Below are 15,685 nucleotides of genomic sequence, written 5' to 3' on the forward strand. Positions count from 1 at the left end.
GCCCGTCACAACGGCTGGTTGCCGTGGTGTTTGGTGGTTTTGCGCACGCGTTTCTTGCTGGAGAGCAGTTTGAGCGATTCGATGATGGTTTCGCGGGTTTGCTCGGGGTCGATCATGGCGTCGATTTCGCCCATTTCCAGCGATAGATTCGCGTTGACGGTGGTGCGTTCGTAGTCGGTCACGTATTTGGCTCGGAGCGCTTCGACGTCTTTGCCTGCGTCTTTGGCTTTCTGCAGGTCTTTGCGGTGGATGATGTTCACCGCTCCGGCCGCGCCGAGCACTGCGATTTGGCTGGATGGCCACGCGTAGTTGAGGTCGGCTCCGATGGCTTTGGATCCCATCACGATATAGGCTCCGCCGAAGGCTTTGCGTAGGATCACGGTGACCAGCGGCACTTGCGCGTTGGCGTAGGCGTAGATCACTTTCGCGCCGCGGCGGATGATGCCCGCATGTTCCTGTTCGGCGCCAGGCTTGTATCCGGGGGTGTCCACCAAGGTGACGACCGGCAGGTTGAACGCGTCGCACAGACGCACGAATCGTGCCACTTTTTCGGAGGAATCCACGTCGAGGATGCCCGCGTTGACGTTCGGCTGGTTTGCCACAATGCCGACCGGCTGCCCGTTCACGCAGGCGAATCCCACCACTGCGGAGCTTGCGAACAGCTCGTGCACCTGCACGAATTCGCCGTAGTCCACGATGCAGCGGATCACGTCGAGCACGTCGTACGGCTGGCGGTCGTTGTCCGGCACGATGGTGGCAAGTCGCTTGGCCACGTCACGGTCGGCGCGGGTTGCGGCGTACGCGTAGGTGGGCGGCTGCAGGTCGGAGTTGGACGGCAGGTAGGCGAGCACGGTTCGTGCGTAGTCGATCGCGTCGGCTTCGTCTTCGCCCAGGTAGTGCGCCACACCGGAGGTGGCGTTGTGCACATATCCGCCGCCGAGGTCGTCCATGCTGATCACTTCGCCTGTGGCCGCTTTGACCACGTCAGGACCGGTGACGAACATGTTGGAGTTTTCACGGGTCATGATGATCAGATCGGTCAGTGCCGGGCAGTACACGGCTCCACCCGCGCATGGGCCGAGAATCAGCGAGAGCTGCGGCACGAAACCGCTGGCGTCGCAGGTTTTACGGAACAGATGCCCGTATTGCGTCAGCGCGGCCACGCCCTCTTGAATGCGGGCGCCGCCCGAATCGATAAGCGCGATGATCGGCACTTTCAAGTCGAGCGCTTTGTCCATCAATCGGCAGATCTTGCGGCCTTCCGCGACTCCCAGCGTGCCGCCGCGCACGGAAAAGTCCTGTGCGTATACGGCCACTTTGCGTCCGAACACTTCGCCGAAACCGGTGATGACCGCCGCTCCCGCGCGTCCGCCGTTGATGTCGCCGCCGCAGAATCGTCCGATTTCCTCGAAGGAACCGGTGTCAAGCAGCAGGTCAAGACGTTCGCGCGCCGTCAGCTTGCCTTTGACATGCTGGCGATTGCGGGCATGATCTTCCGCTTCGTGCGCGAGTTGCGCCGCACGAAGCACGGATGCGCGGATTGGCTGGGATGCGCCCGGCAGGTCGGCCGCGGAGACGGCTTCGGCCGCGTTTTTGCCGAGTCGCTCCTGCTGCTCCATTACGATCTTCACGGCTTCTTTGACGGCCGGGCTTGCGATGATATCAGTCATCACTTACCCCCTTCCATAGTTCCGTCGGTTGCGGTTCCGTCAACAGCAGCGCCAGTTGCGCCGTTTTCGCCGGCTTTCGTACCGTTCGCTCCGGTCACGTCGATGGTCATCAACGTTTCGCCGGCTTCCACGCCCGCCGCGGGTCCCACGAAAATCTTGGTGACAGCGCCCTTGACCGGCGCATACACGTAGTTTTCCATCTTCATGGATTCGAGCACGACGAGCAGGTCGCCCTTGGCCACCTGCTGGCCTTCGGCCACATTGATACGCGTCACGACGGCCTGCATCGGGCTTGCGATCACACCGGATTGGCCGTCGTTGCTTTGCTGTTTTTTCTGCGCATGATGCAGTCCCTGCCCACGCAGCGGCTGGATGGCACGTTTCGCGTCACGAGCTTTGGCACCGCCCGTCAGGTTGGCGACGATGTCGTTCGGCACGGTCAGCGACACTCGGCGATTGTTGACTTCGATGACGAAGGTTTCGCTGGATTCCTTCTTGTCGACCTCGGAAGCGCCAGACATGGACGCCGGCTGCCCGCCTTGCGATGATGCGGCTTCCTTGTTGAGGTACTTGCGTTCCAGCCATTTGGTGCTGACATCGTATGCAACACCGTGTTCGGCGGTGAATTCGTCGTCGTTGAAAATCTGTTCGAACAAGCTTGCCGGAGTCGGCACGCCTTCCACCTTCAGCTCGCTCAAGGCGCGGCGCACGCGGGCCACTGCTGCCGCTCGGTCAGATGCGGTGACCACGAGTTTGCCCATCATCGAATCGAATTTCGGCGAAATGGTGTCGCCTTCGACCACGCCGGAATCCACACGGATGCCCGGGCCGGACGGCCAGCGCAACGAGGCCAGCGTGCCGGAGCTTGGCGCGAGGTTCTTCGCCGGATCCTCGCAGGTCAGGCGCAGTTCAAAACTGTGTCCACGAGGCGGATGGTTCACGGTCAGTTCCCCACCGTTGGCGATAGTCAGCTGCTCGCGCACCAGGTCAAGTCCGCAGACCTCCTCGCTGACGGTATGCTCCACCTGCAGACGCGGATTGACTTCCAGGAAGTACACTTTGCCCTGTTCGGTCACCATGAATTCGCAGGTGCCAAGCCCCTCGTAATCGACGGCTTCGAACAGTCGGCGAGAGTAGGTTTCCAGCTGGTCGGTCACCTCGGAGGAAAGGAACGGTGCCGGCGCCTCTTCGACAAGCTTCTGATTGCGGCGCTGCACGGAGCAGTCGCGCGTGGAATACACGGTGAAGTTGCCGTGCGAGTCGCGGCCGCACTGCGTTTCGACGTGACGTCCTTTGTCGATGAATCGTTCCACGAAATATTCGTTCAGATCACCGCCCTGCAGCGCATCATGATTCATGTAGAAACCGCGCAGCTCGTCATCGTTGTGCACGAGCGTGATGCCGCGACCGCCGCCGCCATCGGTACGCTTAAGCATGAGCGGATAACCGTGCGTGTGCGCGAAATCCAGCAGCAATCGCATGTCGGAAATCGACTGGGAAATGCCGGGAACCGGCGGAACTTTGGCGAACGTGGCCACACGACGTGCGGTGATCTTATCCCCCAAATCCACGAGGGCTTTCGGATTCGGACCAACCCAAGCCGCACCCGCATCGATCACTTTCTGCGCGAAAGTGGCCACTTCGGAAAGGAATCCGTAGCCTGGATGCACTGCGTCGGCACCGCTGCGCTGCAGAATGTCGATCAGCAGATCCTCGTTGAGATAGGTGTCTTTATACGTGTCTCCGGAAAGCAGATATGCGTCGTCAGCCATCTGCACGTATTGTGCATGGCGATCCTGCTCCGCGTACACCGCAACCGTGGGAATCCCCATCTCACGGGCGGTGCGCACTACGCGAAGCGCGATTTCGCCGCGATTCGCCACCAGAAGTTTGTTGACATTTTTAGGCATAACGTCAAGTTTGGTCGCGCGAACGAAAAATCGTGAACTCGTTTCCCACAAAAGACACGCAATCTTTTTGTAAGGCTCCACAAACGTTACCGAAACTTGGCAAGCCTACGATTGGGGGCATAAGTTGACAAACCTTGCATTTTCGTCACTTTCGCGCTTGCCATCATTTCGGCTGTCAACAATCGTCGATTCATCAACGTAATGCAATCACATCCAAGGAGAATTATCGTGCGTAACGCAATGCTGACACTCAAAACCACGCTGAAAACCGCCACCAGCGGCACTGTCGGATCCATCCTCAAGCCGGCGCTGTTCGCCGTGCTCATGTGGACCGCCTCCGCGGCCGGTGCCGTGCCGATTCCGGGCACGCCGGTGCCGATCACGCTACAGACGTTCGTGGTGATGCTGGCCGCGCTGATGCTGCCGTGGAAGCAGGCCGGCGCCGCGATGCTCATGTATCTGGCAGCCGGCGCGGTCGGTCTGCCGGTGTTCGCCGGCGGCGCTTCCACCATGGCATTGGTTGGCCCGAGCGCCGGCTTCCTGATCGGCTTCCTGCCGGCGGCCATCGTCACGTCGCTGCTGAAGGGTGAGACGCGCACCGATTCGCTGAAGCATGGCGCGCTGACCGCCGCACGTTACCTGTTTGCCTGTGTCGCCGGCTGCATTGCGCTTGACTATCTGCTTGGTTTCATCGTGCAGTCCGCCATTACCGGCATCGCACTGCCGATTGTGGCCGTGGCTTCCATGGGATTCGTCGCAGGCGATGCGGTCAAGGCCGTTATCGCTTCCGCCGTGGTCGCAGGTCTTGCCAAGCTGAAGTGAGATTGCGGCAAATTTCAGCAATCAAGTAATTTTTTACTTACTGAGCACGCCTACGTCGGCCGTGCTCACCCGATGCAATACGCCTTCCTGATCCTCAATGGTCAGGGAGGCGTCGTCGTTTAACGCGACAGCCCTGCCCTGCAAAGTGGTTCCGTCCACAAAATGAGCCTCGCACTGCTTGCCGAGCGTCCAGCAGATCGGGGTCATCGCTTCCCGGGCGCGCACAGCCTCACGGTGAGGGTCCTCTTCGAAATCAGCCAACCGCGAGCGCAATCCTTGCACCCAACGTACGGCAATCGCATCGCGCAACACCATCGCATCAGGCAGATTGCGCGCAACCAACTGCAACGATGTGGACTTATCTATCGGCAATCGTTCCCGAGCGACGGCAAGATTCAAACCGACGCCGATCACAATGGCAACGCGATCCCCGCAATCCGGAATCGGCACCATTTCAGCGAGTACGCCACCAAGTTTCTTGCCGCCAGCAAAAATATCGTTCGGCCATTTCAGCAAAACATCTTCATCGAGCGTGCCGCCGAAATCGCATACCGCACCAACAATCGCCTCACGCATCTCGCAACCGGCAATCATCTGCAGCCAACCATTGACGGACGAATCGCGCACAATCGCAACCGGCACGCTCACCACCAGCGACACGATGAATGACTCCCCCGGCACACTGGCCCACGTATGGTCGAGCCGCCCGCGACCGGCCGTCTGCTCGTTCGCCGCGACAACCACGATCTCATGCCCGCTCCACACGAGGTTCCCTGCAATGCCGTCCATGCCATCCATGCCGAACAGCCGACCTGCACGCACCAAATCCGCGGCATACGTGTTGGTGGATCCCACCGTATCCAAAACAAGCACCTGATCCGCCGCAACGCATGTACGCGGCATGATCGCAGCCGAATCCAAAATCGCCATCATTACCTCCTACCTACTACAGCGCGGCGCGCCGACGCAATGTCGCCGCAACGCAACAGCTCATGCAGCAGCCAACGCAGCCGCTACTCGTCCTGCCGCACCTGGCTGGCCTCATGCGCACTGGCCACGTTCGCGCTGGCAGCCGATCGCGCATTACGCGACTCGCGCCAGAATTGCAGGCATACGAAACCGAATACGAACGCGACCGGTAGCATATGCCGTTCGAAATTGTTGGCCGGAGCGGTGATCATCACGCCCATGAGCAGCAGCAGGGGCAGATGCCATGACAGCGAGCGCCATCGCCGCAACACCACTTCGGCAGCGCCGACCAGCAGCATCAGCGTTACGTACAGATTGCCGTGCGTCACCCAGCCGATCACGGGAATATTGCCCCAACCTTTCGCGAAGCCGGCCACCGCATCGCGCCAATCGTGGTTATACAGGTGGATCCACGCATTGTCGTTCTGCACGTAATCGTTGTTCACGTAGTAGTCCATCGACACGTATGGCAGGTCGGTCACGTCGAAATAGCCGAAGCATTCGGCGAAAAACGCGTCGAGCGCGATAACAGGATTTGCGACAACGATTTCAAGCCAGGCCTCGTTGAAGTTTGTCATGTCGTCTTCGGTGACGGTGCGCCACTTGTAACTGACTTTCTTCGATTGGATGCCGGAGGATTTCACCGGGTCGGCGTCCTGCCGGAAGTACGCTTCGGCCATCTGGTCGAGGTTGAAGACCGGTTCAAGCTTTTTCGCCGCGTCCGCCGGAATGCCTTTCGGATTGTATTTGGCGACGCGCGCGATCTGCTGCAGTTGGATGCCACGGCTTTCGATGGGGTCGCCGCCGATGATGGCGCCCGTGTTGGTGAGGAACACGATGCCGCCATGAATGAGGATGGTTGGCAGCAGAAGTGCCACAAGATAGGTTTTCCAACGTTTGCGATCGTTGATAAGTGCCAGGATCAGGGTGAAGAGAATGATGTACCACGCGTATTTCGCGCTGATCAGCATCACGCAGCTTGAGATGGTGAAGGCCATGATCGAGCGTTTGCGTAGGTACGTCGGCTTGCCGTTGATGGTGGGCAGCGCTTTGATATGCGTCATGTGCAGTTCGTACCACACGCCGAACCACCATACGAATGCGAAAGCGAACAGCGGCGATTTCGTCAGGGAAATCGTGGCGAATACCGCAAGCGGGCACACCATGAAGAACAGCAGTATCATGAATCGTGTTTTCGCACCGGCCCGCAGTCTGGAAGGGCGTGCCACAACGCCTGCTTCAGGATGCGCGTAATCGCGCATATTCCAGCAATCGTGGCGTTCCGGATGCGAGAAGTCGAACGTGCCGACGCCAAGCCTGCGCCACGGCAGGTTGAAGAACCGGTTGGCGGTGGCCGAACAGCAGAATGCGGCGAACAGCCATTGCAAGGCTGCGAGCACCACGATGCCCGCATCGTTGGAGTCGGTGAAGTAGCGCGAAACCGCCGCTGCGGCACCGTAGAACACGGTGAGCACGACATTGTGCTGGTCGGTCAGATATGTGGGATTGTCCGGCCACATGTAATGCGCGGTCGGGTAAATATCCATGGGCACGAACGAGAAGAAGCCGATATATGGCTGTTTCAAGCCCGTCCACTGGTTCAAGGCCCAGCTGAATTCACGGATCTGCGAGCGAATGTCGGCGCCGAACGCGGCCAATAGCGTGGTTGGAATCCACAGCCAGCCGATTACGAACACCAGCATGAGTTTCCACCAACAGTCGGTGCAGCGGATGAGTTTGCGCCCCGTCCATACGATCACTGCATGCAGGGCGCGCCCTGGGCGGCTGTGCGCGGCATCATGCAAGTGTCGCAACATAATGCCAAGCACGGTGGTCGGCGTTCCTGCAATCTCGTTGCATAGTTTTTCATGCCGTCGTGCGAAATATTGCGGAAGTACGCGACGGCCGCGGCCGAATCTGACCAATGCGACAACTATCGAAAACCATATCGCGAAAGCGACCACCAAATACAGCACATTCAGCCAGCCGAAGTCGGAAAGCCCATCGCCGAACCAATACAACGGCCCGATCGCGCAACACCATGCCACCCAAAGGCATGCCAGCACGGCCAGCATCCAGCTGAGGAATGTGCCGATACGCTCGCCACGCTTTCCAGTTTGTTTGACTTCGCTCATAAGCGGCATAATAGCGGCACTCCCCGAATGAACTTCACCTCGTTGACGCTTTCCGTTCAGCGATTCGCCAGTTGGGCGGCTACACTTGACGCTTATGAACTCCGATCAGGCAGACATTCTCGACCTTCTGGCAGGGCACACCGACGATTCAACCATCGAACGGCTCGCTTTCGAATGCCTGATGACTTCTCTTACGGATGATCGCGTCGCCTCGTTGATGAATGTGCTTGGTTGGCGTGGGGATTTCGATTGTTTCGCGATTGGCGGCACACCGGAAACGAGTCCCGCTTCGGCTTCGCTCGTTGCGCGTAAGGCGGTGCGCGATCTGGGCGGAGAACATGTGATTGTTGGCACATACGGCAGTTTTCTGCTGGCGCTTGTCTGTCAGAGTGGCGCCGCCACTGCCGAAGTGACCTGCACGTCGATTATGCCCGCTTTCAAAGATGACGAATCGGTGTATTTGAGTCCGGTGCGTTCCGGTGTCGCCGGCGCTTCGCACGTGTTGCGTGAAACCCTGTTTTCCTTGCAGGCGGCTCCCGCTTTGGCGTCGCCGTCCCGCCCGTTGCGTGCCGATGAGTTGCTGCCGGAACGGGCGCTGTTGGGCGATGATTACGCTCGTGAAGAGTTGTATCAGAACGTGTATCAGGTGCTTCATGGCGAGAATCCCGACGATCCGACGTTTGTGACGGTTTCCACGTTTTTGCGCAACGGCAGTTCGTTGGAAAACACGGCGAAGGAATTGAATGTGCATCCGAATACGGTGCGTTATCGCTTGAAGCGTGCCGCGGAAACGACCGGTTGGGATGCGACCGACCCGCGTGACGCATACGTGTTGACGACGGCGCTTGCGATTGGCCGTATGCGCGATCGTTGAACATCACTTCTCTGTTTTAATATCTATCTGATATCTGGTTTCATTGAGATTCTTTGATAGTCAGACGATTGCAGGATCATTATTTATTAAATGAGATAGATAATCGCAAGATATATATGAAAAGACCCGCATCTCGCGTTGGGGCAGGATGCGGGTCTTTTGCAAGCTATATAGAAGCTATCTGCAAGCTATATTGCTCAGGCGATGACCGTCGGATCAACCGGGACGCCCGGGTTCATCGTGGAGGTGATGGTCGCCTTGGTGACGTAGCGGCCCTTCACGGTGGACGGCTTCAGACGCTTGATTTCGTCGGCAACAGCCTTGAAGTTCTCGTCGAGAGCCTGCTCGGTGAAGGAGAGCTTGCCGATGAGGAAGCTCAGGTTGCCATTCTTGTCAACACGGAAGTCGACCTTGCCGCCCTTGATGTCCTTGATGGCCTTGGTGACATCCATGGTCACGGTGCCGGTCTTCGGGTTCGGCATGAGGCCACGCGGACCGAGCACGCGGCCGAGGCGGCCGACCTTGCCCATCATGTCCGGGGTAGCCACCACGGAATCGAAGTCCAGGAAGCCGTCGGCGACCTTCTGCACGAGATCGTCGTCACCGACGATGTCGGCGCCAGCCTCGAGAGCCTCGGTGGCCTTCGGGCCACGGGCGAACACGAGGACCTTGGCGGTCTTACCGGTGCCGTTCGGCAGGTTGACGGAACCGCGGACCAGCTGGTCGGCCTTACGCGGATCCACGTTCAGGCGCAGCACGGCCTCAACGGTCTGATCGAACTTGTACTCCGGCATGCTCTTGACGAGAGCGATGGCTTCGTTAGCGGTGTAAAGATTGTTGCGATCGATCTTCTCAGAAGCTTCGCGGTACTTCTTGGAACGCTTTACCATTTGTCCCTCTCCTCTCAGTCGGTAACCGTGATACCCATCGAGCGGGCGGTGCCCTCGATGATCTTCATGCCGGCTTCGACGTCGCGTGCGGACAGATCAGCCATCTTGATTTCGGCGATCTCACGGACCTGAGCCTTGGTAACGGAGCCGACCTTGTGGGTCAGCGGGTTTTCGGTACCCTTCTGGATGCCCGCGGCCTTCTTCAGCAGAGCTGCCGCCGGCGGGGTCTTCAGAATGAAGGTGAAGGAACGATCTTCGAAAACGGTGATCTCAACAGGGATGACCTGGCCCATCTTGTCCTGCGTGGCAGCGTTGTACTGCTTGCAGAAGTCCATGATGTTCACGCCATGGGAACCCAGTGCCGGGCCCAGCGGCGGGGCCGGGTTGGCCTTGCCAGCCTGAATCTGGAGCTTGAGAAGCGCCGAGACTTTCTTCTTAGGAGCCATTGTATGGTTCTTCTTTCTGTAGAAGCGGTGGTAGCGGCACCGGAGTAGGTTTCCCGCGTCCGGTTCCTTCCGCAACGTATATTGCTGTGCTGTGCTAGCGGATTCCGTACCCTCATTCAGGCACGCCAAACCCTCCAGACACAAGCTTTCCTATTGTGCCCACTCCCCCAGACAAAAAAAGACCCCGCAATGCGCGGGGTCTTTCAAAGACTTATCAGGACAGTTTTTCTACTTGGTTGAAGCCCAACTCCACTGGCGTGTCGCGACCGAAGATGGACACGAGCACCGTGAGCTTCTGGGTGGTGGGCTCAACGTCGGAGACGACAGCTGCCATGGTGGTGAACGGACCGTCGGTGACGGTGACCTGATCGCCAACGGCGTAGGAGACTTCAAGGACGCGCTTCTTGTTGGCGGCCGGCTTGTCACCAGCCTTCTTGAGCGCTTCGGAAGCGATCATCGGAGCCATCATGGAGACGACTTCCTTGCGGCTCAGCGGCGCCGGTTCCTTGGTCGGACCGACGAAGCCGGTGACGCCTTCGGTTTCACGCACAATACGACGGGCGTTCTCATCCGGAAGCATGCGAATCAGCACATAGCCGGGAACACGCACGCGGGTGATGACCTTCTTGCCCTTTTCGGTGTGCTTTTCGACTTCTTCCATCGGAACTTCAATCTGGAAGATCTTATCTTCCATGCCGAAGCTTGCCACACGGGATTCAACGTTGGTCTTCACACGCTTCTCATAGCCGGAGTAGGTGTGCAGCACGTACCACTTGCCTTCGAGGGTGCGCAGGCTGTTGGAGAAGTCTTCGACGGCCTTGGCGCCAGCATCCAGCTCTTCGCCGCCCTCGTCCTCCGCGGACTCTTCGGAAGCAGCTTCAGCAGTCGGCTCGGCCTCAGCGACTTCCGGGACGCTTTCACCCTCGGCCTGCAGCTCCTCAACGGCAGCTACGGCCTCGAGATCAGCTTCTGGAGCTTCGTCGAGGTTGTCGGAAAACACTTCGTCAGTCATGCAGTTTCACCTTCAAGTCGTTGATCAGCCGAAGATCCACAGGGTCAGCTTGCCCAGACCGAAGTCCATGCCGGTGACCAGTGCCATCAGGAGCAGCACGAAGATGAACACGGCGAGTGCCCAGAAGAACAGCTCTTTGCTGGTCGGGGTCACGACCTTGCGGAGTTCGTCGATAATCTGTTTGATGAACAAGCCAAGACGCATGAAGATGTTCGGCTTAACGGCCTTTTCGCTATTTTTTGCCTTCGCCATAATAATCCTCCGCTGAGCTTGTTGTAAGAAGCTTGGCAGGGAAGGCGGGACTCGAACCCACAACCTACGGTTTTGGAGACCGTTGCGCTACCAATTGCGCCACTTCCCTAGGTGTACTCTGCCGTTTCTACTTGCTGGCGAGGATTTTGTGCGAAAAACCACGCAAGAAGTAAGCGGCAAAACCGCCAAGTCGAAATAATAGCGGGTATTTGCGACTTAGTCCAACCGGTTTTTCAAGAAATGTCCCAAAACCGCTATTTTTCAACGAAAAAAAGATTCGCACCCGGCATGTCACCGCGGTGCGAATCGTGTGAAAAGTCTCAGTCAGGCCAGTATCAGTCCTCGACCCACTGCTTCATACGCTTCATGCCCTCAACGAGGTCGTCGTCGGCAAGCGCGTACGAGAATCGCAAGTAGCCGGGAGCGCCGAACGCTTCGCCTGGAACGGCCGCCACATGACCTTCGTCAAGCAGTGCCGCAGCCAGTTCGGACGTGCTCGCATAAGCGGTTTTGCTGGTGCCGAGTGGCTTGTTCAGCAGTGCGCTCACGTCGGCGAACGCATAGAATGCGCCGGTCGGCGTCGGGCAGTTCACACCTTCGATATCGTTCAACGCGGCGACGATGGTCTGACGGCGCCTGTCGAACGCCTCACGCATCTCGTACACGGCGTCAAGAGATCCGGACACGGCTGCGATCGCGGCACGCTGGGAGATATTGTTCACGTTCGACGTCATATGCCCCTGCAGCTTGGATGCGGCCTTCGCCACGTCGAGCGGAGCGATCATCCAGCCGACACGCCAGCCGGGCATAGCGTAGGTTTTGGCCACGCCGTTGAGCACCAGCAGCTGATCACGCACTGCAGGCACTGCAGCGCCGATATACGTGGTTTTTGCACCATCGTAGTTCAGATGCTCGTAGATTTCGTCGGAGATCACCCACACATGGTGTTCCACAGCCCATTCGCCGATCGCCTTGACGGTTTCCGGATTCCACACGGCACCCGTCGGATTGTTCGGCGTATTCACGATGATGGCCTTCGTACGTTCGGTACGTGCCGCTTCCAGGTCTTCCAAGCTTGGCTCGAAATTGCGGTCAGCTCCCGCGAACACTTCGACAGGCACGCCTCCAGCCAGTTTCACGGCTTCCGGATAGCTCGTCCAATACGGCGTCGGAATGATGACCTCGTCGCCATCATTGAGCAGGATTTGAAAGGATTCGTACACGGCCTGCTTGCCGCCATTGGTTACGATCACCTGATTCGGATCGACGCCATACCCCGAGTCGCGCAACGTTTTATCTGCGATCGCCTTGCGCAATTCCGGCAAACCTGCCGTCGGAGTGTAACGATAGTTCTTCGGATCCTGCACCGCTTCGGCCGCAGCCGCGACGATCGCAGCCGGAGTCGGAAAGTTCGGTTCGCCCGCACCAAATCCAATGACGTCGATTCCTTCAGCTTTCATCGCTTTCGCTTTGGAATCAACGGCCAGAGTAGCGCTCGGAGCCACGCGGTTAATACGTTCGGAAAGAGTCTGCCAGTCAGCCATAGTCATGTTTGCCATGCTATCCCTCCCGCCCGAAAAACAACAGCCTTTTAGCACATTTTGGAATTCCTTTTCCCTGCTGACCGGTAGGGGCGGCATATTGCTATTTACAGGGCACCGAACAAAAGAGGGAAAGGGATTAAACCAAGACGAGGTTGTCGCGGTGGACTAGGGGGTGGGCGTATTCTTCGCCGAGGAAACGCTTGAGCTGGGCGGTATTGCGGCCGAGCATTTGCGGGATTTCTTCGGAATCGAATCCTACGAGGCCTTTTGCGAGGTGATTGCCCGCTTCATCGTCGATCCACACCGCGTCTCCGGCGGCAAAATCGCCCCGCACTTCGAGTACGCCGGCGGCAAGCAGGCTGGCGGCCCCTCCGCGTACCGCATTGGAAGCGCCGGCATCGGCCACGAGCGTGCCTTGCGGGTGTGCTGCGAACCCGATCCATAGGCGGCGTGATGATCCACGGTCGTTGATGGGGGCGAATGCGGTGCCGACTGGGTCGCCCATCATGGCCGGGCCTGCGTTTGCCGCGCAGGTGAGCACTGCGGGAATGCCGGAGACCGCCGCAACACGCGCCGCTTCCATTTTGGTGACCATGCCGCCGGTACCCACGTTTGATCCGGTGCCGCCGACCTGCACTTTGGCGAGCGCGTCCTCCACGTTCGGCACGTAGCTGATGCGTCGCGATCCGGATTCGCTTGGGGGTGCCGTGTAGAGCGCGTCCACGTCGGTGAGGAGCACCAAAGCGTCGGCGACTACGATGTTGGCGATCAATGCGGAGAGTCGGTCGTTGTCTCCGAAACGGATTTCGTTGGACGCGAGGGAATCGTTTTCGTTGATGATCGGCACCGCGCCGAGGTCGAGCAGCCGGTCGAGGGTGCGTCGCACGTTGCGGTATTGCTGTGGTGCGATGGTGTCGGACACGGTGATGAGGATTTGCCCGACGCGCAGTCCGTATTGTGAGAAAGCGTTCTCGTACTGGGCCATGAGCAGGCCTTGTCCGACGGCCGCGCACGCCTGCTGGTCAGCCACGTCGGTTGGGCGTGAGTCGAAGCCGAGGGAGCCGAATCCGGCTGCGATGGCGCCGGAGGAGACGAGCACCACGCGCCCGCCCATGAGTCGCACGCGTGCGAGGGCCGCCACGAGCGCGTTGAGTCGTTCCGGATCGAGGTGGCCACTTGGTTTGGTCAACGAGCTGGATCCCACTTTCACCACGATGGTTTGCGCTTCGGCGATGGCGCGGCGCACTTGGGCTTGCGATGGCGTGTTCATGGTTCCTCCAGGCGTTCGAATGGCCGAAAAGAAAACCCGCCGACATGCCAATCGGCACATCAGCGGGCGTTTTGCTGCTTCTATTGTTCCACGTTTTCGGAATCGGTGGTTTCACCGCGTCCGAAGAGGCTGGTTTCGTCATGGCGGTCGTCGTCCACGGAAGGATCGGCCCAGTGTCCGGCCTTGCGTTCGGCCATCATGGCTTCACGCACGGCTTGGCGCGCATCCATCATTTCGTGGTACTGGCGACGGCGTTCCGCGTTGGTGCGGCGCTGCGAACGGCCGTCCTGTTCCTGCAGTCGCAGGTCGACGCCTCGTGCGCCAAGCTGGGCGCCGTCGAGCATTTCCGCGCCCGCAGCAATGGTCGGATCCCAATCGAATTCCACAGCTCGCGCACCCTTGCCGATGCGTACTTCGTCGCCAGGCTTGGCTCCCTTGTTGCGCAGCTCGTCTTCGACACCGAGTTTGGCGAGGCGGTCGGCCAGGTATCCGACTGCTTCGTCGTTGTCGAAGTTGGTTTGCATGACCCAACGTTCCGGCTTGGTGCCGAGCACTTCGTACCAGACGTCGCCGTTGCCGGCTTCCTTGCGTTCCACGGTGAAGTCAAGCGCGGTGCCGCCTTCGTCGTTGCGGCGACGGCGGTTGCGCGGCTCTTCGAGCGGCTTGATGACCACGCGCGCTTCTTCTTCGGCCTGTTCGCGTTCGGCGACTTCCTTGCGCATGTCGGCGACCATGGCCGCCAACGCCCAGTTGAGTTCCTTCAAACCTTCGTGGGATGCGGTGGAGATGACATACACATTGAGACCGAGTTTTTCGAATTCCGGTTTGACGAATTCGGCCAATTCCTTGGCTTCCGGCATATCGACCTTGTTGAGGATGATGATTCGGGGGCGTTCGGGGATTGGGATTGCGCCCAACGGCAGTTCCAGCTTGTCGGCATATTCGGCAAGCTCATGTTCGAGCGCCTTGTAGTCGCTCATCGGATCACGGTCAGGTTCCAGCGTGGCACAGTCGATGACGTGGGCGATGATTTCGGTGCGTTCGATGTGGCGCAGGAATTCAAGGCCGAGGCCCTTGCCTTGGGATGCGCCCGGAATCAGGCCCGGCACGTCGGCGATGGTGTACCGCATGTCTCCGGCCATAACCACGCCGAGGTTCGGCACGAGCGTGGTGAACGGATAGTCGGCGATTTTCGGCTTGGCGGAGCTCATGGCTGCGATCAGGCTGGATTTGCCTGCGGAGGGGAAGCCCACCAAGGCCACGTCGGCGATGGATTTGAGTTCGAGAATGACGTCACGTTCCTCGCCTGGTTCGCCAAGCAACGCGAATCCCGGAGCGCGACGGGTGCGGTTGGCCAATGCGGCGTTGCCAAGACCGCCGTTGCCGCCGGCCGCCACCACGAACTTGTCTCCGGCATGGCGAAGATCGGCGAGCTGCTCGCCCGGATGCTTAGGCTTGCCTTGCGGCCCTTTGGCTTCGAAAATCACGGTGCCCACAGGAACGGGCAGGATCAGATCGGCACCTTTCGAACCGTCTTTGGTGTCTCCCAAGCCCATGGTGCCGCTTCCAGCCTCGCGGTGGGGCATGAAACGGTAATCCAACAGGCTGTTGGCGTTCTGGTCGGCCATGAAGATCACGGAACCGCCATCACCGCCGTTGCCACCGTTCGGTCCCGCCAACGGCTTGTATTTTTCCCTACGGATGCCGGCGGAACCGTTGCCGCCGTCGCCGCCCTTCACATGGACGGTCACGCGATCGACGAAATCACTCATGTATCTACCTTAATCGTTTGTTCGAAACGGTCCGATTATTGTCCGTTTGATATGTCTTATGCAACTGTATGCAACGTTACGTGACGTTTGGGACGGGCTGAAGGAAACCAATCCTCAGC

The 15,685-nt window shown here is 59.1% G+C and carries 13 protein-coding genes and 1 tRNA gene; 2 read left to right on the top strand and 12 right to left on the bottom strand.

The features are described 5' to 3' along the window. Positions 1 to 5: 5 nt before the first annotated feature. Together KSY55_RS01245 and KSY55_RS01250 are read right to left on the bottom strand one after the other, a co-directional pair. A complete protein-coding gene (locus KSY55_RS01245; RefSeq protein WP_217749441.1) occupies positions 6 to 1,670 on the bottom strand; it encodes an acyl-CoA carboxylase subunit beta in 1,665 nt (554 codons plus the stop codon). Next, positions 1,670 to 3,580: a biotin carboxylase N-terminal domain-containing protein gene (locus KSY55_RS01250; RefSeq protein ID WP_217749442.1), complete on the bottom strand. Its 1,911-nt coding sequence runs from the start codon at positions 3,578 to 3,580 to the stop codon at positions 1,670 to 1,672. The genes KSY55_RS01245 and KSY55_RS01250 overlap by 1 nt, the downstream gene beginning before the upstream one ends. A 240-nt stretch (positions 3,581 to 3,820) precedes the next feature. On the opposite strand from KSY55_RS01250, the gene KSY55_RS01255 reads away from it, so the two are divergent. Further along, on the top strand, positions 3,821 to 4,402 hold the full coding sequence (locus KSY55_RS01255) for a biotin transporter BioY (RefSeq protein WP_217749486.1): 582 nt from the start codon (positions 3,821 to 3,823) through the stop codon (positions 4,400 to 4,402). Positions 4,403 to 4,435: 33 nt separating this feature from the next. On the opposite strand, the gene KSY55_RS01260 is transcribed toward KSY55_RS01255, so the two are convergent. Then, positions 4,436 to 5,335, bottom strand: a complete 900-nt coding sequence (locus tag KSY55_RS01260) for a biotin--[acetyl-CoA-carboxylase] ligase (protein WP_217749443.1) — start codon at positions 5,333 to 5,335, stop codon at positions 4,436 to 4,438. A gap of 80 nt (positions 5,336 to 5,415) precedes the next feature. After that, positions 5,416 to 7,515 carry a DUF6020 family protein gene (locus tag KSY55_RS01265; protein WP_065439450.1) on the bottom strand — a complete coding sequence of 700 codons (2,100 nt, stop codon included), beginning with the start codon at positions 7,513 to 7,515 and terminating at the stop codon, positions 5,416 to 5,418. A gap of 85 nt (positions 7,516 to 7,600) precedes the next feature. On the opposite strand from KSY55_RS01265, the gene KSY55_RS01270 reads away from it, so the two are divergent. Beyond that, positions 7,601 to 8,380: a CdaR family transcriptional regulator gene (locus KSY55_RS01270; RefSeq protein ID WP_004220115.1), complete on the top strand. Its 780-nt coding sequence runs from the start codon at positions 7,601 to 7,603 to the stop codon at positions 8,378 to 8,380. Between the two features lie 197 nt (positions 8,381 to 8,577). On the opposite strand, the gene rplA is transcribed toward KSY55_RS01270, so the two are convergent. The 8 genes from rplA to obgE all read right to left on the bottom strand — a co-directional run bounded on the left by rplA (position 8,578) and on the right by obgE (position 15,566). After that, positions 8,578 to 9,270: a 50S ribosomal protein L1 gene (gene rplA / locus KSY55_RS01275; RefSeq protein WP_004220116.1), complete on the bottom strand. Its 693-nt coding sequence runs from the start codon at positions 9,268 to 9,270 to the stop codon at positions 8,578 to 8,580. A gap of 14 nt (positions 9,271 to 9,284) precedes the next feature. Then, entirely contained in the window at positions 9,285 to 9,716 is a 432-nt protein-coding gene (gene rplK, locus KSY55_RS01280) for a 50S ribosomal protein L11 (RefSeq protein WP_022245020.1), read from the bottom strand. 214 nt (positions 9,717 to 9,930) lie between these two features. After that, positions 9,931 to 10,728, bottom strand: a complete 798-nt coding sequence (gene nusG / locus KSY55_RS01285; RefSeq protein ID WP_004220118.1) for a transcription termination/antitermination protein NusG — start codon at positions 10,726 to 10,728, stop codon at positions 9,931 to 9,933. A 24-nt stretch (positions 10,729 to 10,752) separates the two neighbouring features. Continuing rightward, the gene (gene secE / locus KSY55_RS01290) at positions 10,753 to 10,980 is read right to left on the bottom strand and encodes a preprotein translocase subunit SecE (RefSeq protein WP_004220119.1); all 228 of its coding nucleotides are present in this window, start codon (positions 10,978 to 10,980) and stop codon (positions 10,753 to 10,755) included. Positions 10,981 to 11,013: 33 nt separating this feature from the next. Then, positions 11,014 to 11,089 (bottom strand) — tRNA-Trp (locus KSY55_RS01295). A gap of 226 nt (positions 11,090 to 11,315) precedes the next feature. Then, entirely contained in the window at positions 11,316 to 12,539 is a 1,224-nt protein-coding gene (locus KSY55_RS01300) for a pyridoxal phosphate-dependent aminotransferase (protein WP_080789617.1), read from the bottom strand. 121 nt (positions 12,540 to 12,660) lie between these two features. Further along, positions 12,661 to 13,794: a glutamate 5-kinase gene (gene proB, locus KSY55_RS01305; protein ID WP_217749444.1), complete on the bottom strand. Its 1,134-nt coding sequence runs from the start codon at positions 13,792 to 13,794 to the stop codon at positions 12,661 to 12,663. 80 nt (positions 13,795 to 13,874) lie between these two features. Beyond that, positions 13,875 to 15,566, bottom strand: coding sequence for a GTPase ObgE (gene obgE, locus KSY55_RS01310; RefSeq protein ID WP_022245022.1), 1,692 nt, complete (start codon positions 15,564 to 15,566; stop codon positions 13,875 to 13,877). Positions 15,567 to 15,685: the final 119 nt, after the last annotated feature.

This window comes from Bifidobacterium sp. MSK.13.1 (genome assembly GCF_019131435.1).
GTDB classification, from domain to species: domain Bacteria; phylum Actinomycetota; class Actinomycetes; order Actinomycetales; family Bifidobacteriaceae; genus Bifidobacterium; species Bifidobacterium pseudocatenulatum.